Origin of the sequence: Prosthecodimorpha staleyi (assembly GCF_018729455.1) — a bacterium.
Taxonomy (GTDB): Bacteria; Pseudomonadota; Alphaproteobacteria; order Rhizobiales; family Ancalomicrobiaceae; genus Prosthecodimorpha; species Prosthecodimorpha staleyi.
The window spans coordinates 365915-385740 of the sequence record NZ_JAHHZF010000001.1; the positions used below are offsets into that span (position 1 = coordinate 365915).

Genomic DNA, 19826 nt, shown 5'->3' on the forward strand with positions numbered 1-19826 from the left:
CGTAATCTCATGCTCATGTCCCGTCGGATGCCGTCATGATCCAGGCTGTGGTGCGAAAGTTCGTTTCTCTGGTGCTGACGCTGCTCGCGGCGTCGTTCCTGGTTTTCGCCGTTACGGAATTCTCCCCCGGCAATGTCGCGCGCAAGACGCTCGGCCCCTACGCGCCGCAGGAGAGCGTCGACCTCCTTTATAGTAAGCTGGGTCTGAACGATCCCTTGCCGATCCGCTACGCGCGCTGGCTCGGCGTGCTGGTCGGGGCCAAGGCGGATCCGCTGCAGGATCCCGCGCTCGGGCTCGACTTCAAGGACCCGCGCGGCGACCGCTACTTCCTGAATTTCGGCTATTCGTCGCTCTACAAGGTCCCGGTCAACGACGTGATCTGGAAGCGGCTCGGCAACACGGCGCTGCTTGCCGGCCTCGCCTTCGGTCTGATCGTGCCGCTGGCGCTGATGCTCGGCATTCTCGCCGGCATGCGCGAGGGCAGCGTGCTCGACCGGACGATCTCGGTCTTCGGCATCGTCACGACCTCGGTGCCGGAGTTTGCTTCCGGCGTGTTCCTGGTTGCGATCTTCGTGGTCTGGCTCGGCTGGCTGCCGGGGACCAGCCCGCTCGATGCCGGCGCGGGCTGGCCGATCTGGTCGCAACTGATCCTGCCGGTCGCCGTCCTGGTGCTCTACGACACCGGCTACGTGGTGCGCATGGTGCGCGGCTCGATGGCCGAGGTGATGAGCAAGGCCTATATCCGCACCGCCATCCTGAAGGGCCTGCCGTTCCGGGACGTTGTGGTCCGTCACGGCGTGCGCAACGCCATGATCGCGCCCTTCACGGTCATCCTGCTGCAGATCAACTTCCTGATCTCCGGCGTCGTGGTGACCGAGATGGTCTTCTCCTATCCGGGCTTCGGCCGCATGATCCTGGAGGCGTCGCTGTTCGGCGACATCCAACTGGTCGAGGCGGCGACCCTCATCGCCCTGGTGGTGGCGGTGGCGACGCAATTCGTCAGCGACATCGGCTACGCCTTCCTCAACCCGCAAATCCGGCTGTCATGACCGCGCCCCCCGTCCCGACGAAGACCGTCCCGACGCCCGACGCCCCGCCGAAAGACGCTGCGAGGACGGGCGCCAAGCCGACCGCAGCCGAGGCCCGGGCCGACGCGATCGAGCGTCCGCCCGGCCTGATCCGGCGCCTGCCGACCTCCGGCGTCGCCATGGTCGGCATCGGTATCATCCTGTTCTGGACGATCCTCGCCATCACGGCCCCGCTGCTGCCGATCGACCCGCCGAACAAGTCCGATCTCGCCTCCTTCGCCAATCCCGGCCCGTCGGCCGCCCATTGGCTCGGCGTCGACATCAAGGGCCGCGACATCCTCTCGCGCATCATCTGGGGCGCGCAGCGCGTGCTGACCGTCGCCCCGCTCGCCGCCCTCTGCGCCTATCTGGTCGGCTGCCCGCTCGGGCTGCTCGCCGGCTACTACGGCGGCAAGGTCGATGCGGTCGTGTCGCGCGCCGGCGACGTGATCCTGTCGTTCCCGATCATCATCCTCTACGTGATTCTGATCGCCACGATCGGCCCGTCGATCCTGAACATCATGCTCGCCGTGGTGCTCGCCTCCGGCCCTGGCGTGGCGCGCATCGTGCGCGGCCTGACGCTCGAGCAGCGCCATCTCGACTATGTCGCCGCCGCCGAACTGCGGCGCGAGAGCGCGCTCTACATCATGTTCGTGGAACTGTTGCCGAACTGCCGCGGGCCGCTGATCACCGATTTCTGCCTGCGCGTCGGCTACACGATTATCACCATCGGCATCCTCGGCTTCCTCGGCCTAGGCCTGCCGCCGCCGGATCCGGACTGGGGCACCATGGTCAAGGAAGGCACGACCATGATCTCGATCCGGCCGCACATGTCGCTGTTCCCGGCCATCGCCATCGTGACCCTGGTGCTCGGCTTCAACCTCGTTGCCGACGGACTGCGCGAACTCTCGCTGAAGGACTGAGCCGATGGCCGCGCCCACCCCCTCTGCGCCCGCGCCGCTGCTGTCGATCGAACATCTGAAGGTCGAGTACCATTCCGCGGCCGGCACCGTGGTGGCGATCCCGGACCTGACGCTCTCCATCGCGCCGGGCGAGAGCTACGGCCTCGTCGGCGAATCCGGCTGCGGCAAGTCCACGCTCCTGATGGCGGTGATGCGCCATCTGGGCGCGACCGGACGCATCGCCGGCGGCCGCATCCTGTTCGGCGGGCGCGACATCGCCGCCGCGGCGGAGACCGAACTCGGCGACGTGCGCGGCCGCGGCATCTCGATGGTCTACCAGGATCCGAACGCCGCCCTGAACCCGACCATGAAGATCGGCCGGCAGTTGATGGAAGTGCCGATGCTGCATGCCCGGCTCGCCGCCGGCGCCGCACGCGAGGAGGCGCGGCGCGTGCTGCGCGAAGTCCACCTGCCCGATCCGGACAGCGTCATGCAGCGCTATCCGCACCAACTGTCGGGCGGCCAGAAGCAGCGCGTGGTGATCGCCATGGCGCTGCTGGCCAAGCCGCAGCTGCTGCTGCTCGACGAGCCGACCACCGGCCTCGATGTGACGGTGGAAGCGGCCGTGCTCGATCTGGTCGGCGAATTGCGCGACCGCTTCGGCACGGCGCTGCTCTACATCACCCACAATCTGGGCGTGGTCGCCAAGGTCTGCGAACGTGTCGGCGTGATGTATCTCGGCGATCTGGTCGAGGAGGCGCCCGTACGCGAACTCTTCGCCCGGCCGCGCCATCCCTATACGCGCCGGCTGATGGCCTGCGTGCCGCATCTGGGCGGCGACAAATACACGACCTCGTTCCTGCCGATCCCAGGCCAGCCGCCGGGCCTGTCGCGCCGCCCGCCCGGCTGCGGCTTCGCCCCGCGCTGCGAAGGCTTCGTGGCCGGCCTTTGCGACAGGCCGGTACCGGAGGAACGGGCCGAGCCGAGCCACCGCATCCGCTGCATCCGTCATCGCGAAGTCGACAGTTTCGAGGGCACCGGCCAAGGCGCGGTGCATCCGGGCCGGCCGGGCGACACCACGATCCTGGCAGCCGAGCATCTCGCCAAGATCTACGACCTCGGCCGCCCGGCCTTCGCGGCGCGCGCCCGCAAGCTGATCGCCAATGACGACCTGAACTTTTCGGCCCGCAACGGCGAAATCATCGCCATCGTCGGGGAATCCGGATCCGGCAAGTCGACCTTCGCCCGGGTGCTGGCCGGCCTGCAGCCGGCCTCGGCCGGCCGGCTGATGGTGCTCGGCGACGATCTTTCGGCGAAGAGCGCGCGCGCCCGCACCTCCGATCAGCTGGCGCAGATCCAGATGGTGTTCCAGAACCCGGACGCGACGCTCAACCCCTCGCACAGCGCCGGCTTCCCGATCGCGCGCGTGCTCAAGAAGTTCGGCATCGTGTCGGGCGCCAAGGCGATCGACGCGCGCATCGATGCCCTCTTCGACATGGTCCGCCTACCGCGCGCCCTGAAGAGACAGCGCCCCGGGCGGCTCTCGGGCGGTCAGAAGCAGCGCGTCGCCATCGCCCGCGCCTTCGCGGCCGAACCCTCGATCCTGGTCGCCGACGAGCCGGTCTCCGCGCTCGACGTGTCGGTCCAGGCCGCGATCGTCAATCTGCTCCTGCAGATCCAGGCCGACCGCGGCACCACCATCGTGTTCATCAGCCACGATCTGGCGCTGGTCCGCCATCTCGCCGACAGCGTGATCGTCATGTATCTCGGCCGGGTGATGGAGCAGGGTCCGGTCGGCCGGCTGTTCGACCCGCCCTACCATCCCTATACCGAGGCCCTGCTCTCCGCCGTGCCGGTCGCCGATCCGACGGTGACGCAGGCGCGCATCCGCCTGGAAGGCGAGATCCCGAGCCCGATCGACGTGCCGAAGGGCTGCCGCTTCTCCGGCCGCTGCCCGCGCAAGATCGGCCCGGACTGCGACACGGTCCCGCCGCCGGCACGCGAGGCCGGCGACGGCCATGTCATCTATTGCCATATCCCGGTCGACGACCTGGCCCGTCTGGCGCCGATCGTGCGGCACGAGAAGGCGGGCGCCGCCGTCGCCTGACCCGACGTCGGCTCAGGATCGGAGCCTCATCGCTCGCAGCGTCCTTCCAGGCGCGCCGGCGCGCCCCGGGGGCCGGCCCCTTTGCCGGGCGGCGCCTACGATCCGGCCAGCGTCGCCCGGAGCCGGTCCTCCTGCGCCACCAATTCAGGCGTCATCGCCTCGCCGAAATCGGCCATCTCGAACAGCGGGCGGATCTCGATCTCGCTCGGCTCCGGCATCGGATTGGGGCAGCGCTTGACCCAGGCGATCGCCTCGTCCAGGTCCTTGACCTGCCAGATCCAGAAGCCGGCGATCAGTTCCTTGGTCTCCACGAAGGGGCCGTCGATGACGGTGCGCGACGCCCCGTCGAAGGCGATGCGCTTGCCGGCCGACGACGGCTTCAGCCCGTCGCCGGACAGCATGATGCCGGCCGCGACAAGCTCCTCGTTGAAGCGGCCCATCGCTTCCAGAAGCTCCGTCGACGGCAGCGTGCCCGCCTCGCTCGACACCGTCGCCTTCACGATCACCATCACGCGCATGTCTTCCGTCCTCCTCTTCTGTTCGGGTCCCCTCGACCCGTCCTACAGATGACGCCGAAGCTGCCATCGGACCGACATCGGCGGCTCCTGATTTTCCATCATGGCCGCAACCCGCCACGCGTACGTGACCGAGCCGGCCCTGTCCGACCGGATGCACTGTGCTAGATGTCGATCCAACGGACCGATCGAAACGAGGTTCCATGCCGCTCCGCCGCCTTGCCCTCGCCGCCCTGGTTGCCGTCCCGGCCACCCATGCCAAGTCCGATGCCCTCGCCGACCGGATCGGACAGATCCCGGCGGAGGTCGAGGAAGCGCGGCTGGTCGGCGAATGGACCGAAGGCACGGAAACCGGCACCTACCGGATCGTGGTGGCCCGCACCGGCCTGCAGGAGGTGCGCACCCGTCTGTTCGTGCAATGGATCGTGCCGGCAGAGGCGGCGTCCCGCGTCAAGGCGACCACCGAGATCGAGGAGGTGATCGAACTCGGCGGCGACGTGAAGGAGACCACCATCGAACTCGCCGACAACACCCTGCAATTGACCGTCGATCTCGGCGGGCCGACCCGGACCGCCGGTCAGTATCTGGTCACGGTCGAGGCGCCCGGGCGCTATTCCTTCAAGAAGGCGCCGCCGGCACCGCAGTAACCGGGAACCGGGCCTCCCCCGGCACAGGTCACTCGGCCGTGTCTCGGCTCACCCCAGGAGCCAGTCGCGCAGGGCTGCCGAGACTGCTTCCGGCTGCTCGAGCGTCGACAGGTGCCCGGCCTCCTCGACCACGACGAGACGGCTGCCCGCGATGCCGTCGCGCATTTCGCGGGCGAGATCCGGAGGCGTGATGACATCCTCAGCCCCGACCAGGACCAGTGTCGGGCACCTTATGGCGGCGAGCCCGGACCGCGAATCGATGCGGTTCAGGATCGCGGTCTGCTGGCGCATGAAGGCCTCGGCGCCGGTCGCCATCGCCATGGAACGAACGATCCCGGTCAGAGCGGCGTCACCCTGGTGCCGGGCGGCCACGAGCTTCGGGATCTGAAGCTCCGGAATGCGGGCGAAGCCGCCACGCGCGGCAATCGCGATCTGTTGCCGGCGAAGATCCTGGGCCTCGGGGCTGTCGGCGCGCGCCTGGGTATCGAGCAGCGCCAGCCGATCGACCCGGTGCGGCGCCTGGCGCAGGATCTCGAAGGCGAGGTAGCCGCCCATCGACAGGCCGGCGAGCGCGAAGCGCGGCGGTGCGTCCGCCAGGATGGCGGCGGCCAGATCCGCCATGGCGTCGTGGGCCGTGTGATCGGCAACCGCAACCAGGCGTCCCGCCCCCAGCGTGCAAAGCTGCGCCGCCCACAAGGCCGCCGTACAATTGAGCCCGGGTATCATGAGAAGGGGAAGCGTCACGGCTTGCGATCCTCGGCACCAGTCCACGGGCCGGGGTGGCGCCATGGCAGATCAGAGAATAATCACGATTCCCGGATCAATAACGGCGCTTTTCAAATTCTGAGATTGACTTTTTCATCTCGGTCCGTATGTTGCGCGGGTCTTTCGCAGTGCACCATCAGCCTGCGCGCCGCCCGCATGCGAATTCGGACAGCAAGCCCTGGCGGAGGCCGATTGACGGTCCTCAGCCGGGCATGACGGCGACGCAGCCACGGGACCCATGACCGAACAGCCAACCGCTCCGCAGACCGACGCTCCGATCGAGGCGTCCGAGTCTCTCCAGGCCGAAACGCCCCGCTTCTCCGATCTCGGCCTGTCAGAGAAGGTTCTCGCAGCCGTCTCGGCGGCAGGCTATCTGACCCCGACACCGATCCAGGCCCAGGCGATCCCGATCGTGCTCGAATTGCGCGACATCGTCGGCGTGGCCCAGACTGGGACGGGCAAGACGGCCTCCTTCGTGCTGCCCATGTTGACCCGCCTCGAAAAGGGTCGGGCCCGGGCCCGGATGCCGCGCACGCTGATCCTCGAACCGACGCGCGAACTTGCCGCGCAGGTCGAGGAGAATTTCAACAAATACGGCATCAACCACAAGCTGACCGTCGCGCTGCTGATCGGCGGCGTCTCGCTCGACGAGCAGGTCAAGAAGCTCGATCGCGGCGTCGACGTGCTGATCGCGACGCCCGGCCGCCTGCTCGACCTTTTCGAGCGCGGTCGCATCCTGATGAACGGGGTCGAGATCCTGGTCATCGACGAAGCCGACCGCATGCTCGACATGGGCTTCATTCCGGACATCGAGCGCATCTGCAAGATGCTGCCGCCGAGCCGGCAGACCATGATGTTCTCGGCCACCATGCCGCCCGAGATCAAGCGGCTCGCCGACACCTTCCTGCGCGATCCGAAGCGCATCGAGACCGCCAAGCCGGCGACCACGGCCAAGACCGTGTCGCAGTTCCTGGTCGCCTCCGGCCGCGAGCAGCACGACAAGCGCGACGTTCTGCGCACCCTGGTGCGCGATTCGAAGGACCTCAAGAACGCGATCGTGTTCTGCAACCGCAAGCGCGACGTGCAGATCGTCTATCGCAGCCTGGAGAAGCACGGCTTCAATGTCGGCGCGCTGCACGGCGACATGGATCAACGCGCCCGCATGACGACGCTCGACGGCTTCCGGGCCGGCCGCATCACCCTTCTGGTCGCCTCCGATGTCGCCGCACGCGGGCTCGACATTCCGGATGTCAGCCACGTCTACAATTACGATGTGCCGGTTCATGCCGAGGACTATGTCCACCGCATCGGCCGCACCGGGCGCGCCGGGCGATCCGGCGTGGCCATCACCATCGTCACCGATCTCGACGGCAAGCACCTGGCGGCCATCGAAAAGCTGACCAGTCAGAAGCTCGAATGGATGGGCGAACCGGCCGCTGCCGGAGGCGGGCGTGCATCGGAGCGTCACCGCGGCGGCGACGAGCGCCGCCGGTCCGGCCGGTCCTCGCCGGACAGCGATCGTCCGCGTCATACCGCCGCAGCCTCCGGCGAAGGCGGAAGCCGTCCGCCGCGCGGCGAGCGTCCCGAACGTCAGGAGCGTTCGCGCGTCCGTCCGGTCGAACCGCGCGAGAAGGCCGGCCCCGTCGAGGCGGAGACCCGCAACCGTCCGGCACCGCGGACCGAGCCGCGCGCCGCGCCGCGTCAGGAGCCCCGGCACGAGCCGCGTCGCCAGGAGCGGCATCATGAACCCGAAGACCAACACGCTTTCGGCCATGGCGATCAGATCCCGGCATTCCTTCTGCGCCCGACCCGCCCGGCGAAGGCAGCCGGCTCCGGCAGGTAATTCTTACCCGGGACAAGTGCTCCACCAGGGTTGCATGTTGTCGTATGACTATTCGCCCCGAGGGTGAGGTTTGTTTGGAAAGCGAAACGCGGTTTTTGCTTAACCCACGCTTAAGTCCTTGCATATAAATTCGTTTGCAATAGGCATGGGGTGCTGCTTTCGGGCCGCATCCCATTGACCGGTTTGGGGACGGGCTATGGGCGAGAGTGATGATTTTCGTAGAACGATCGGCTACGGCGAGTCAGCGCTTGGACATCTTAAAAAGAACGCCATTCCAGCCTATCCGCGCCATTATGAGCTTTGGTATACTTATGCGGCCGGCTTCAATCATTCCCTGAACAAGGCCATCAACGAAATCATTCGGCTCCGCGGTCGCATCTCGACTGCCGAGGTTGCCCAGGTATACGATCAGTTTGTTTCGCCCAGCCGTCTCGGGGAGCGCATCGAGGAGGTCGGCGGCCGTCTCTCGACCGAAATCGGTCAGGTGATGGGGGCATTGGACAGCTCGATCGCGACGACGACCGGCTATCGCAACTCTCTCGACAACGCGACTCAGCTCCTGAACGGTGCGGAGGATGGCGCGGCCGTCAAGGTGGTGATCGACGGACTGATCGCCGTAACGCGCAAGACCGAGCAGGCCAACAAGATCCTGGAATCGAAACTCGAGGACAGCCGACGCCAGATCGCCGAATTGCAGGAGAGCCTGGAGGCGATCCGCTACGAGAGCCTGACCGACGATCTGACCACCCTCGCCAATCGAAAGCACTTCGAGCATTCGATGGAACGGGCTTTGAACGATGCCAACCAGAGCAACGACCCGTTCACGTTGCTGATGACCGATATCGATCACTTCAAGAAGTTCAACGACACCTACGGCCATCAGACCGGCGACCAGGTGCTTCGCCTCGTCGCGCTCGCCGTCAAGCAGAACGTCAAGGGCCAGGACGTCGCCTGCCGGTACGGCGGAGAGGAATTCGCCGTGATCCTGCCGCGCACCAATCTGCGCCAGGCGGTGGTGGTGGCGGAACATATCCGCCAGGCGGTGATGTCGAAGGAACTGATCAAGCGCTCGACCGGCGAGAATCTCGGCCGGATTACCATCTCGATCGGCGTCTCCTCCTGGCGGCGCGGCGATACCGCCCAATCGATGATCGAACGTGCCGACACCTCGCTCTACGCCGCCAAGCGCGGCGGCCGCAATCTGGTCCGCTGCGAGACCGACCAGGACGTCACGGGCAAGTCAGAGGTGGCGTGAGCGGAATTTTCACTTCGCCTTCTGGTCAGAAGTCCACTTCGAATGGGGACGGCTTGGTCTTTACGCAAGTCTTGCCCTTGGGCGTCTCGCCAGGACGACAAACCGATGCCGGGATGTCCACGACGATTGGGGCCGGCTTCGTCTTCTTCGCTTCCAACTTCGTTGGATTTTCAGTCTCGCAGATACCCGATGCCGTGCGTCGCGTCCCCTTGGGACATACAAGTTCCAGTGCCACGCACGTCCCGCCCTTGAGCGTCTCGCCAGGCCCACAAGGCGATTCTAAGATGTCTACGACGATTGGGGCCGGCTTCGTCTTCATTGCTTCCAACTTCGTTGGATTTTCGGCCTCGCAAATACCCGATGCCGTGCGTCGCGTCCCCTTGGGACACGTAAGCTCCAGTACGACGCAAGCCCCGCCCTTGAGCGTCTCGCCCGGCCCGCAAACCGGCTTCGGCTTGCAGAGATTGTCGTCGTAGCGACGCATCTGCTCCAGAAGGCCGGCATTGATATCGGCGACGGCGACCCGCATCTTGGCGGCGCGCCCGAAGCGAGCCAATGCCTCGGTCGCCGCCGATGTCCATTCACCCTCGACTGGCCCCGGCGCACAGGCGAGCCGCTGCAATTCGCGCCGGACCGCACGCCCTGTCTCGATCAGGTCCGGTGCCGATCCGCCGGCGCCCGGCGCCGAGATAGGCCCAGCCGGAGCTTTTGTTTGCGGCAACAATGGATTGACGACTTCAACACCTGACGACGGGGCGCCAGCCGTCGGCTTCGCGTCGGCTCCAACAGCCGGTAACGCAACGGCAGCCTGCTTCGCCTTGAGGGTCTCGATGCGCTCCTGGGTGAGCCGGACCAGAAAGCCCTCCTTGTGGAGATCGACGAAGGCCTGCCAGGCGCCGATGGTTCCAACCCGCTCGGCAAGGTCGAAGTCGTTGCGCTCCGCCGACACGACCGGCGGCGGCGCGACCGCGACGGGCAGCGGAGCCGGGGCGGCCGCAACCGGAATCGGCTGCACGATATGAACCGGGGCGCGGCCGAAGCTCTGGTAGAGGAACGGCTCCTGCCGGCCGGCAGTCGCGACACGGACCTCGTCGGCGACCGCGCCGAACAGGAAGCGCACGTCGAGCCCCGGCGTGACGATGTGCCGGATCAGCGCCGCCGTGAACGGGCTGTTGCGACCCGTGCCGTCTTCCGCCGTCGTCCTGTCCCGCGCCGCATAGGCGATCGCCTCGCGGCCGCTGGTCTCGACCCGGGCCAGACCGCGGGCGGTGGTGGCGCGCGTCAGGGTGCCGAGCCCGGCGCGGAACGGATTGTCCCGACAAGCATCCAAGATCACCAGTTTCAGCCCGCGCGCCGGCTCCAGCGCCTGGCGCACGCGGTCGAGCGGGATGGTCTCGTCGGCGATGCGCGATTCGCGCTTCACCTTGGCGTCGACCGGCACCAGCCAGTTGGTACCGCCATATTCGAAGCCATGGCCGGCGAAGAACACGATCGCGGCCTCCGCGCCGACCGCCTTATCCTCGAAGTCCTGCAGCGCCGCAAGCATCTGTTGCCGGGTCAGGTCCTGCCGGATTTCGACCTCGAAGCCGGCCGCCCCAAGCGTGGCACCGAGATCCGCGGCATCGTTCGGCGGATTGCGCAGGTCGCGGCCATCCGCATAGGCACCGTTGCCGATGATCAGCGCAATCCGGTTGGCGGCCGCCTGCACATCCACGGGGAGGAGCAGGACGGCTACAGCGACGGCAAGTGCGACGAGGAGGCGAGGAAGCGGCATCGGCACGATCCTGCAATGCTGTCTTCACGTAAAGGTAGCAGATTGCGTCTGCTTTCCAATTCCCCGCCCCGGCAACCCGCTTGGCACCTGGCCTGTCAGCCGGCGGCCGGCGCACGCCTGCCTCGCTTCGCCTTCGGCTTGTCGGCCGCGTGGCGGCGGGCGGCGGCCATCGCGCGGCGGGCCCAGAGGCGGAACTCGTCGGGATCGTCGAAGACCCGCTCCGGTGCGCGCCGGTAGGAGGTCAGCACGGCGCCGCGATCGGCGCGCTGGTAGGTGAACGGGCCGAGATCCTCGGCTTCGAACAGCGGTGCGGTCTCGGCATCGGCCTTGAAATAGAGCGTGTCGCCGGCGACCAGGCCGAACATCGCCTCGTCGGCGAACAGGCCCCAGCCGCCGAACATGCGCCGGAAGCGGACATCGCCGATCGGTTCGCAGAGTTCCTTCAGGAAATCGACCAGACCGGACATGGCGAGCCTCACGATGCGCCGGCGCGCCAGCGCAGTTCCCGCATCAGGGTTCTCGACAGGGTCGCGGGCACCGGCGATGCCGGCACGCCGGCTTCGGCAAGCCGCTCCGCGACCCAGTGATTGCAGTCCCGAAGGAGACTGTAGCGGCCGGCCGCGCGATAGAACAGGCTCGCCCCGTAGAGGCCGGGGCCGAGCGTTTCCGGCTGACCGACCGGCGTCAGTGCGAAGGTGGCCGCCAGGCCGCGCGCCATCCTGTTGAAGCCGCGTTCGCCGAGCGTCAGGCCGATCACGTCGCCGGCCGCGAACACCCGGCGCGGGTCGCCGGTGAAGCCGACGACATGCAGCACGGTGCCGTCGTCGAAGCCGGCCAGGGCGCTCAGCGCCATTCCGATCCGGACATCGCCGAGCGTCGGCGCGAAGCGATAGAAGGTCTCGTCGCCCCAGCCGATCTCCAGCCATTCATAGCCGGCAAAGCGGGCGGCAAGATCGGCCATGGCCGGCGACCCCGTCGCCACAGCGTGGGCGCCGATGCGGCTCGTGGGCACGATCAGCCCGACATGGTAGCCGTGATCGACCAGCAGGACCGGCACGGCCGCGTCGCCGCCGCGCGGCGGGAAGAGATCCGGCACGGCCGGCCGCGCGGTCAGCGCTGCGGCGAGGACGACGAGCGCGCCGAACAGCAGGACGATCCCGGCGCACCATCGCAGAACCACCCGGATCCGCCGCATGATGCACCCCTGCCGTTTTCCCCCTGCCCGCTCTCCGGATCAACCGAGCCGCTTCAGCGCCTCGTCGACCTTGGCGCGGCGCTGGACATATTCCTCGCGCTTCTCGCGATTCTCCTCGACGACCTCTTCCGGCGCCTTGGCGACGAAGGCCGGATTGCCGAGCTTGGCGTCGATGCGGCCGATCTCGTCGGCGAGCTTCTTCAGCTCCTTGGCGAGACGGCCGCGCTCGGCGTCGACATCGATGACGCCTTCGAGCGGCAGGCAGGCGACCGTCTCGCCGATCACGATCTGGGCGGAGGCCTTCGGGGCCGCCTCGACCACCGCGATCGAGGAGATGCGCGCCAAGCGGGCGATGACCGCCTCATGGGTGGCGATGCGGGCGCGGATGACACCGTCCGGCGCCACGAAGACCAGCGGGATCTGGCTCGCCGGCGGCACGTTCATCTCGACGCGCACCGAGCGCACCTCGGTGATCAGGTCGACCAGCCAGTTGATCTCGTCGGCGGCGGCATCGTCGGTCGCACCCGGCTTCGACCAGCGCGTGGTGACCAGCATCGACGGGCGCTTCAGCCCGGCCTCGCGCGCCGTCGCCGCCCAGAGCTCTTCGGTGATGAAGGGCATGAAGGGATGCAGCAGCTTCAGGACTTCGTCGAGCACCCAGGCGGTGGTGGCGCGGGTCTCGGCCTTGGACGTGGAATCGCCGTCCTGCTGCAGGACCGGCTTGGCGAATTCCAGGTACCAGTCGCAGAAGGTGTTCCAGACGAAGCGATAGGCCGCCCCGGCGGCATCGTTGAACCGGTAGGCCTCGATCGCCTCGGTGACGGTCTTGACCGTGCGCGCGCATTCGACCGCGATCCAGCGGTTGACCGTATCCACGGCCGCCGCCGGCTCGAAATCCGAGACATAGACGCAGCCGTTCATCTCGGCGAAGCGGGCCGCGTTCCAAAGCTTGGTGGCGAAGTTGCGGTAGCCGGCGATGCGCTGGGTCGAGAGCTTGATGTCGCGGCCCTGCGCGGCCATCGCGGCGAGCGTGAAGCGCAGCGCATCGGCGCCATACTCGTCGACGAGGTCGAGCGGGTCGATGACGTTGCCCTTGGACTTCGACATCTTGGCGCCCTTCTCGTCGCGGACGAGGGCGTGGATGTAGACGTCTTTGAAGGGCTCGGTTTCCATGAATTCCAGGCCCATCATCATCATCCGGGCGACCCAGAAGAAGATGATGTCGAAGCCGGTCACCAGCACCGAGGTCGGATAGTAGCGCCTGACCTCGGCAGTGTCGTCCGGCCAGCCGAGCGTGGAGAAGGGCCACAGCGCCGAGGAGAACCAGGTGTCGAGCACGTCCTCGTCGCGGGTCAGCGCGGTCGGCGCGCCGTAGTGCGTGGCCGCGGCGGCCAGCGCCTCGGCCTCGCTCAGCTCGACGAAGACCTGGCCATCCGGCCCGTACCAGGCCGGGATCTGGTGGCCCCACCACAGCTGGCGCGAGATGCACCAGGGCTGGATATTCTCCATCCACTGGAAATAGGTCTTCTCCCAGGCCTTCGGCACGAAGCTGGTGCGGCCCTCGCGCACGCTGGCGATGGCGGGCTTCGCCAGCGTGGCGGCGTCGACATACCACTGGTCGGTCAGGAAGGGCTCGATCGGCACGCCGCCGCGGTCGCCATGCGGCACCATGTGGGTGTGCGGCTCGATCTTCTCGATCAGATTGCGCGCTTCCAGCATGGCGAGGATGCGCTTGCGCGCCTCGAAGCGGTCGCGCGCCTCGATCGAGACCAGCGTTTCCTGAAGCTCGGTGTCGACGACGAGCCCCTTCAGGAACTCGGCATTGTTGGCGATGTCGATCGCGCCTTCCACGGTCATCACGTTGATGACGCGGAGATTGTTGCGGCGGCCGACCTCGAAGTCGTTGAAATCGTGCGCAGGCGTGATCTTGACCGCGCCCGACCCCTTTTCGGGATCGGAATAGTCGTCCGCGACGATCGGGATGCGCCGGCCGACCAGCGGCAGGACCACGTTCCGGCCGACCAGATGCGTGTAGCGCTCGTCCTCCGGATGCACCGCCACGCCGGTATCGCCGAGCATCGTCTCGGGCCGGGTCGTGGCGACGACGATGAAGGTCGACGGATCCTCGGCGTCGAAGCGCTTGCCCTCGATCGGGTAGCGCAGGTGCCAGAGGTTGCCCTTGATCTCGACCTGCTGCACCTCGAGATCCGAGATGGCAGTCAGGAGCTTCGGGTCCCAGTTGACCAACCGCTTGTCGCGGTAGATCAGGCCCTTCTTGTGCAGGTCGACAAACACCTTGAGGACCGCGCGCGACAGGCCCTCGTCCATGGTGAAGCGCTCGCGCGACCAGTCGCAGGAGGCGCCGAGGCGCTTCAGCTGGTTGGTGATCGTGCCGCCCGATTCGGCCTTCCAGGCCCAGACCTTCTCGACGAAGGCCTCGCGCCCGATTGACCGCCGGTTCGGCTCCTGGCGCTCGGCCATCTGGCGCTCGACCACCATCTGGGTGGCGATGCCGGCATGGTCGGTGCCCGGCTGCCAAAGCACGTCGCGCCCGCGCATGCGCTCGAACCGCACCAGGATGTCCTGCAGCGTATTGTTCAGCGCGTGGCCCATATGCAGCGAGCCGGTGACGTTGGGCGGCGGGATGACGATCGTATAGGGCGCCGCGCCCGGTTCGGCGCCGGCCCCGGCACGGAAGGCCCCGGCCTCGTCCCAGGCCTCGGAGATCCGCGGCTCGACAGAGGCGGCGTCGAAAGTCTTCTCAAGCATAGGCTCGGTCTCGTAATGCTCGGCGCGGCCAAACGGATACGGCGCGCGCAATCGGGGCAGGATCGGCAGGCGTCCGATAAGCCCGAGCAGGCGTCGGGTGTCAACCCGCGGGCAGCATCCGAACCCGAGGGGCGGCTCCGCCCGATGACCCTGGATTCCGTGCCCGATACCGCCTCTAGCCCTGAACCGACCCCACGCCTCGGTCTCCGTCGATAGAGTGGAGACGATGAATGACCGCAAACGGAAGTCGGGTCTCGGCAATGACGGAGTCCAGGTGAGCAGCCCAGAACATCCGACATTCAGATGCCCCAACGGGCGCCCCCCTTCCCCCCGCCCGGGGTTTGGCCTCACATGTGGTTGCGCCTGCGCCCAATCCTTGGCGATATAGACTCAAACTCGAATGACCAACCGGCGATGATTCCGAACTGTTCGCTCAGTGACGGCAAGCTGTGGGGTTAGTGAAGAGAATGCGCGCGTTATGTCTGCTTGTGAAGTTTGGACGGCAGTGCCCTTAAGCCTATGATTACACAATTGCCATATAAGCAATGATGCAAATGAAATCCAGATAAATGCCAATAGAATGGGGACACCCTTCGCGGTCCTAACACCATGGAAATGCCTCTTCGGGCTACCAGTGAGTTTTGGTATTCTTACGTTCGCGTCAATTTGAGGAAAACTTGCCTTGAAGGCTTTTATAACGTCGACAATCTCATCTTGCGCCGCCTTTACAGCCAATAATCCCATGACAGAGATTGCCAAACCAAAAACTGATACCAGAAACAGAATATAAAAAACAAAGTCTCGATCGAATATAAAAGTCTTGCCTAATTGTATAGCTGAGCCACATAACGCAAATAATATTACATGAAAGACCAGCAACCAATTCAATCTATTCGCTATCACCTCATTTTCATCGAGAACTCGCTGTCGGTAAATTTTGTATATGTCAAAATCGTCAGCACTCATCGGTTCGCCCCACTGTCGGTGGATCGAAACAAGTCCCTCGATGCAATCGACTACTAGCGGATCTCCACTGCATCCTCAAGACGAAATAATGCGACCTGTAACGACTGGCTGCGATCGCAATAAACTTCGTCGCCGTGTTCCCGGGTGGCGCGGGAGTGAACTGCCTTCCCGACATCTACGGCGGGTTCGTGTCGATGGCAGCCTGCAACGATGCGGCGGGCCTAGCCCATTCGCCTGGTTCGCTGTCGGCTGGGCACTTCGGCACCACTTTCGCCTTCGAGAGTGTCGAGCGCGCCCTGCCTGCAAGAGAGGGGAGATAGAGAAGGAACCGAGGCGGCGGCGGGGCGGCGGTCGATTGGACTACAAAATACGACCTATATCCCAACGGGTTATCCCCTTCTCCCCCACCCGGGGGAGATGGTGCCCGAAGGGCGGATGAGAGGACGGACCCGCAGTAGATTGCATTGCGCCGGGTGGCATTTCGAAAACGACCGCACGCTCTCCTGGTTTGCCACGGACAAACCCATGACCCAACCTTCGACGCCCGTCCCGACCGTATCCTACCCGTTCAGCGCCCCCGCGTGACGCGTTCGATCTCGGCGCGGACCAGGCGCTCGACCATGGTCGGGAGGTTCTGGTCGAGCCAGGACTTCAACATCGGACGCAGCATGTCCTGGACAAGGTCCTCGAGGGTGCGCGCATTCTTGTTCAGGACGGTCAATGCCAGATTGTCGAAGGCCGACGAAACCACCTGGTCGGTCGCATCCGACAGCAACCGCTCCTCGTCGAGCGGCATCGGGCGCGCGGCCATGCGCGGCGCCGGCTGCGCGCGCATCTGGGGCGGCGGCGGCGGGGGTGGCGGCGGGGGCGGCATCCGGACCGGTTCCGGCTCGGGATCGCTGAACTGCAGGTCGTCGTCCTCGGGTGCCAGGTCGAGAACCTCGTCGGTCAGATCGAGCACGTCGTCCGGCTCGTCCAGCAGATCCGGCTCCGGCGCGAAATCCGGTTCCGGCTCGGGGTCCGGCGCCGCGGAAGCAAACAGCTTGTCGAGTTCGTCCTCGGAGATCCGCTCCTCGGCCTCCGGCTCGACCGGGACGGGCGCGGGCGCTGGGGCGGCCGGCGGCGAGACGATCAGCTTCCCGGCCGGCTTCTCCTCGTCGGCGATGATCCGGCGAATCGACGCCAGGATCTCCTCCATGGAGGGTTCCTGCGCTTGAGCCTTGGCCATGAGCCCCCCTGGCATTCCCACGCTGTCGAATCGGCGACCGCACGTCATGTCGGCCGCAGTCCTGGCCGACCGATTCGAACCTATTCATGGAACTATAGTGGCAGTAATGCCGGCCGGATACGCAGCCCTGCCGTCGGGATCGCGTTTATCCCCGCCGGCCTGCCGGGATCGGACCGCCAGCGGGGGCGAGGCGGCCATGACATCGTCGGTCGCGGGCCGATCGCGGCGGCCCGCGCGTTCTTGCCGTGCGAAGGTCAGCGGCCGTCCGGGGTGCGCAGGCCGAACCACTTGTCGCGGACCTGCTCGTAATGTTCTTCCGGATTGACGCGGACGACCTTCAGTCGAAGGTTCTCGGCACTGAGCTTGCCGACCGCCGAGGCGAGCGCGAAGGCCGCCACGACCCGGTTCCGGTCGGCCGTGACCTGATTGACCTGGGCGTCGATCAACTCGTTCTGGGCGTTCAGCACATCGAGCGTCGTGCGCTGGCCGACGCGCTGCTCCTGGATGACGCCGTCAAGCGCCAACTGGGAGGCGTCGACCTGTGCCTTGTAGGCGATGACCGACGCGGTGGCCGACTCGAGTTGCCCCCAAGTGGCGATGACCGCCTGGCGGACCTGATCGCGGGTCACGTCGAGCTGGATGCGGGCCGTACCCAGATTCTCCTTGGCCTGGCGGATGCGTGCATATTCGGCGCCGCCCTGATAGAGCGGAACGGTCACGTTGACGCCGATCTGGGTCGAATTCTGCCAGTTGGTGCCCGGCGACGGATCGACGCTGCGCGAGGCCGAAGCCTGCAGATTGACCGACGGCATCAATTCGGCCTCGAGCACCTTCACGTTGAAGGCCGCGACATCGACGTTCGAGACGCCGGCGAGAATGCCCGGATGACCGCCCTGGGCGAATTCCAGGCCGGCCTGAACGGATTTCGGCAGCAGCTTATCGATCGGGATCGAGCCGGTCAGCCGCTTCGGTTCGATGCCGACCACCTGACGGAAGGTCGCGCGGCTGGCGTTGACGGTCGCCCGCGCCGCGTTCAACTGCGAGATGGCCAACTGGAGGCGGGCATCGGCCTGCGCCACGTCGGTCTTGGTTCCCTCGCCGACATTGAAGCGATCGCGTGCGGCGCGGACCTGCTCGGTCAGGAACTTCACGTTGGTTTCGCGCAGGCTGACGATCGCGGTGTCGCGGATCACGTCCATGAACACCTGGGCGGCATCGTACAGCACATCCTGCTCGGTCGAACGGGTCAGCTCGCGCTGCGCGCGGACCGCGGCCTCGGACTGCTTGACCGAATTGGCCGTCTGGAAACCGTGCCAGATCGGCTGGACCAGGCTCAGGCTGACCGACTTCGGATAGTAGGTGTTGTTGCTGGTTCCGGTGACTCTCACCGGCACAAGGGCATAGCCGGTCGGCTGGGATCCCTGCAGGGTGTTCACCGTCGAGGTCCGGCTGGCCTCCAGCGTGCTGCGCGAGATCGACGCCGAGGCGCTGATCTGCGGCCGGTAGCCGGACATGGCGATCGCGACACCCTCGTCGGTCGAGCGCGTCTTCGATCGCTGCGCGTTCAGCGACGGGTTGTTCGAATAGGCGAGCGACAGCGAGTCCAGCATGGTCTGGGCAGCCGCGCGATCGGTCGATACAGCCAATACGAGAAGGGCCGCACCCGACAGGATCAGTGCCTTGGTACGCAACACCACTCTCCTTCAATGCTTGAGAGGCGCACCGACAGCGTCGGTCGCCGGACTCGTTCCAGACCCCAATGTGGATCAAGCGACCCGGGCCGCGTAGGGGCAAAGCTCGATATTAACCGCTATTAACGACCGTTGCGGCAGACAGGCAACACTTCCGCCAAACGGAATGTCCCGCCTCCGCACGGAAAGCGCGGAGACACGGCGGATTTTTGCCGGGCCATCACTTGTTCGTTATCTTTCAAAGCCTTGGGGAAACCCCGTCCGATCGCCACGGACCGGTCCACGGCAGGATCAGAAAACGAACTCGGCCGCCTTCTCGAAGCCCGGCAGCGGGCGGGCCGCGGCGTTGAAGCTGGCCCGACCCGACAGGGTTCCGCTGGTCGACCGGTAGAGCTTCGCCCGCCCGGCAAGGCCGTAGCCCTCGATCGCGACGAGGCGGCCGCCCTCGGCAAGCTGGCCGGCAAAGGCCGCCGGCAGGCTCTCGATCGCGCCATCGAACAGGATCACGTCGAACGGCGCTTCGGCCGGAGCGCCGGCGGAAAGGCGGCCGACCACGACCTTCACATTGTCGAGACCGAGACCGGCGAGCGTGCGGCCGGCCTCGGCGGCGAGGTCCGCATCTTCCTCGAGCGCCACCACGGTGGCGGCCAGCCCGGCGACCAGGGCCGCCGCATATCCGGTCGATGCGCCGACCACCAGCACCTTGTCGCCCGGACCGATCTCGGCGAGCTGAACGAGCTTGGCAAGAGGAGCCGGCTGCATGAGGAAGCGGCTGGGAGCCCCGGAATTCCCGGGCTTCACCTGCATATGCTCGTCGATATAGGCCAGCGAGCGCAGCGCGCCCGGCACGAACAGCTCGCGAGGAACGGCCATCATGGCGTCGATCACGCCGAGATCGGTCACGTCGTTGGTCCGGACCTGGTTGTCGACCATGGTCCTGCGCGCCGTCGCCCAATCGGTCATCGTCTCGGTCCCATCCCTGCAAGGCCCGCCGCCGGGCCGCGATCCGCCGGGTTCATAGCGCTTCACCGGGAGCCGCGACAAGTAGGATTTGGGCGGACCCTGGGCGACGGGGCCGCGGCCAGCAGCCGGCGCCCCTCCG

Annotated in this window: 16 protein-coding genes; 6 read left to right on the forward strand and 10 right to left on the reverse strand. The window is 66.5% G+C overall.

The window, feature by feature from the left end; all coding sequences use genetic code 11:
• Positions 1-35: 35 nt before the first annotated feature.
• The 3 genes from KL771_RS01520 to KL771_RS01530 are packed head-to-tail and all read left to right on the forward strand — an operon-like array spanning position 36 to position 4076.
• Positions 36-1049, forward strand: a complete 1014-nt coding sequence (locus KL771_RS01520; RefSeq protein WP_261966800.1) for an ABC transporter permease — start codon at positions 36-38, stop codon at positions 1047-1049.
• On the forward strand, positions 1046-1990 hold the full coding sequence (locus KL771_RS01525) for an ABC transporter permease (protein ID WP_261966801.1): 945 nt from the start codon (positions 1046-1048) through the stop codon (positions 1988-1990). The genes KL771_RS01520 and KL771_RS01525 overlap by 4 nt, the downstream gene beginning before the upstream one ends.
• A gap of 4 nt (positions 1991-1994) precedes the next feature.
• Positions 1995-4076, forward strand: a complete 2082-nt coding sequence (locus tag KL771_RS01530) for an ABC transporter ATP-binding protein (RefSeq protein WP_261966802.1) — start codon at positions 1995-1997, stop codon at positions 4074-4076.
• A gap of 95 nt (positions 4077-4171) precedes the next feature.
• Here the strand turns inward: KL771_RS01530 and KL771_RS01535 are convergent, their stop codons facing one another.
• Positions 4172-4594, reverse strand: coding sequence for a YciI family protein (locus tag KL771_RS01535; RefSeq protein WP_261966803.1), 423 nt, complete (start codon positions 4592-4594; stop codon positions 4172-4174).
• A 200-nt stretch (positions 4595-4794) separates the two neighbouring features.
• On the opposite strand from KL771_RS01535, the gene KL771_RS01540 reads away from it, so the two are divergent.
• Positions 4795-5238 carry a hypothetical protein gene (locus tag KL771_RS01540; RefSeq protein WP_261966804.1) on the forward strand — a complete coding sequence of 148 codons (444 nt, stop codon included), beginning with the start codon at positions 4795-4797 and terminating at the stop codon, positions 5236-5238.
• A 48-nt stretch (positions 5239-5286) separates the two neighbouring features.
• On the opposite strand, the gene KL771_RS01545 is transcribed toward KL771_RS01540, so the two are convergent.
• Positions 5287-5982: an alpha/beta hydrolase gene (locus tag KL771_RS01545; protein ID WP_261966805.1), complete on the reverse strand. Its 696-nt coding sequence runs from the start codon at positions 5980-5982 to the stop codon at positions 5287-5289.
• Positions 5983-6241: 259 nt separating this feature from the next.
• Here KL771_RS01545 and KL771_RS01550 point away from each other — a divergent pair, with 259 nt between their 5' ends.
• Positions 6242-7846 (forward strand): DEAD/DEAH box helicase, encoded by a 1605-nt coding sequence (locus tag KL771_RS01550; protein ID WP_261966806.1) that lies wholly within the window; start codon positions 6242-6244, stop codon positions 7844-7846.
• 487 nt (positions 7847-8333) lie between these two features.
• Entirely contained in the window at positions 8334-9101 is a 768-nt protein-coding gene (locus tag KL771_RS01555; RefSeq protein ID WP_315901469.1) for a GGDEF domain-containing protein, read from the forward strand.
• A gap of 25 nt (positions 9102-9126) precedes the next feature.
• Here the strand turns inward: KL771_RS01555 and KL771_RS01560 are convergent, their stop codons facing one another.
• The 8 genes from KL771_RS01560 to KL771_RS01595 all read right to left on the reverse strand — a co-directional run bounded on the left by KL771_RS01560 (position 9127) and on the right by KL771_RS01595 (position 19687).
• The gene (locus tag KL771_RS01560; protein ID WP_261966808.1) at positions 9127-10875 is read right to left on the reverse strand and encodes a caspase family protein; all 1749 of its coding nucleotides are present in this window, start codon (positions 10873-10875) and stop codon (positions 9127-9129) included.
• Positions 10876-10970: 95 nt separating this feature from the next.
• Positions 10971-11342: a TfoX/Sxy family protein gene (locus KL771_RS01565; protein WP_261966809.1), complete on the reverse strand. Its 372-nt coding sequence runs from the start codon at positions 11340-11342 to the stop codon at positions 10971-10973.
• 8 nt (positions 11343-11350) lie between these two features.
• Positions 11351-12070, reverse strand: coding sequence for a DUF2459 domain-containing protein (locus KL771_RS01570; protein WP_261966810.1), 720 nt, complete (start codon positions 12068-12070; stop codon positions 11351-11353).
• Between the two features lie 39 nt (positions 12071-12109).
• Complete coding sequence (locus KL771_RS01575) at positions 12110-14839, reverse strand: valine--tRNA ligase (protein WP_261966811.1); 2730 nt, start codon at positions 14837-14839, stop codon at positions 12110-12112.
• A 390-nt stretch (positions 14840-15229) separates the two neighbouring features.
• Positions 15230-15805: a RipA family octameric membrane protein gene (locus KL771_RS01580; RefSeq protein WP_261966812.1), complete on the reverse strand. Its 576-nt coding sequence runs from the start codon at positions 15803-15805 to the stop codon at positions 15230-15232.
• A gap of 568 nt (positions 15806-16373) precedes the next feature.
• The gene (locus tag KL771_RS28280; protein WP_315901467.1) at positions 16374-17033 is read right to left on the reverse strand and encodes a PopZ family protein; all 660 of its coding nucleotides are present in this window, start codon (positions 17031-17033) and stop codon (positions 16374-16376) included.
• A 254-nt stretch (positions 17034-17287) separates the two neighbouring features.
• The gene (locus KL771_RS01590) at positions 17288-18727 is read right to left on the reverse strand and encodes a TolC family outer membrane protein (RefSeq protein WP_390866504.1); all 1440 of its coding nucleotides are present in this window, start codon (positions 18725-18727) and stop codon (positions 17288-17290) included.
• 288 nt (positions 18728-19015) lie between these two features.
• Positions 19016-19687, reverse strand: a complete 672-nt coding sequence (locus tag KL771_RS01595) for a protein-L-isoaspartate O-methyltransferase family protein (protein WP_261966814.1) — start codon at positions 19685-19687, stop codon at positions 19016-19018.
• Positions 19688-19826: the final 139 nt, after the last annotated feature.

What these genes read in the sequence shown, in the direction of transcription:
- KL771_RS01520 (WP_261966800.1), top strand. Translation starts at nt 36, where the DNA reads ATGATCCAGGCTGTGGTGCGAAAGTTCGTTTCTCTGGTGCTGACGCTG.
- KL771_RS01525 (WP_261966801.1), top strand. Translation starts at nt 1,046, where the DNA reads ATGACCGCGCCCCCCGTCCCGACGAAGACCGTCCCGACGCCCGACGCC.
- KL771_RS01530 (WP_261966802.1), top strand. Translation starts at nt 1,995, where the DNA reads ATGGCCGCGCCCACCCCCTCTGCGCCCGCGCCGCTGCTGTCGATCGAA.
- KL771_RS01535 (WP_261966803.1), bottom strand. Translation starts at nt 4,594, where the DNA reads ATGCGCGTGATGGTGATCGTGAAGGCGACGGTGTCGAGCGAGGCGGGC.
- KL771_RS01540 (WP_261966804.1), top strand. Translation starts at nt 4,795, where the DNA reads ATGCCGCTCCGCCGCCTTGCCCTCGCCGCCCTGGTTGCCGTCCCGGCC.
- KL771_RS01550 (WP_261966806.1), top strand. Translation starts at nt 6,242, where the DNA reads ATGACCGAACAGCCAACCGCTCCGCAGACCGACGCTCCGATCGAGGCG.
- KL771_RS01555 (WP_315901469.1), top strand. Translation starts at nt 8,334, where the DNA reads ATGGGGGCATTGGACAGCTCGATCGCGACGACGACCGGCTATCGCAAC.
- KL771_RS01560 (WP_261966808.1), bottom strand. Translation starts at nt 10,875, where the DNA reads ATGCCGCTTCCTCGCCTCCTCGTCGCACTTGCCGTCGCTGTAGCCGTC.
- KL771_RS01565 (WP_261966809.1), bottom strand. Translation starts at nt 11,342, where the DNA reads ATGTCCGGTCTGGTCGATTTCCTGAAGGAACTCTGCGAACCGATCGGC.
- KL771_RS01570 (WP_261966810.1), bottom strand. Translation starts at nt 12,070, where the DNA reads ATGCGGCGGATCCGGGTGGTTCTGCGATGGTGCGCCGGGATCGTCCTG.
- KL771_RS01575 (WP_261966811.1), bottom strand. Translation starts at nt 14,839, where the DNA reads ATGCTTGAGAAGACTTTCGACGCCGCCTCTGTCGAGCCGCGGATCTCC.
- KL771_RS01580 (WP_261966812.1), bottom strand. Translation starts at nt 15,805, where the DNA reads ATGAGTGCTGACGATTTTGACATATACAAAATTTACCGACAGCGAGTT.
- KL771_RS28280 (WP_315901467.1), bottom strand. Translation starts at nt 17,033, where the DNA reads ATGGCCAAGGCTCAAGCGCAGGAACCCTCCATGGAGGAGATCCTGGCG.
- KL771_RS01595 (WP_261966814.1), bottom strand. Translation starts at nt 19,687, where the DNA reads ATGACCGATTGGGCGACGGCGCGCAGGACCATGGTCGACAACCAGGTC.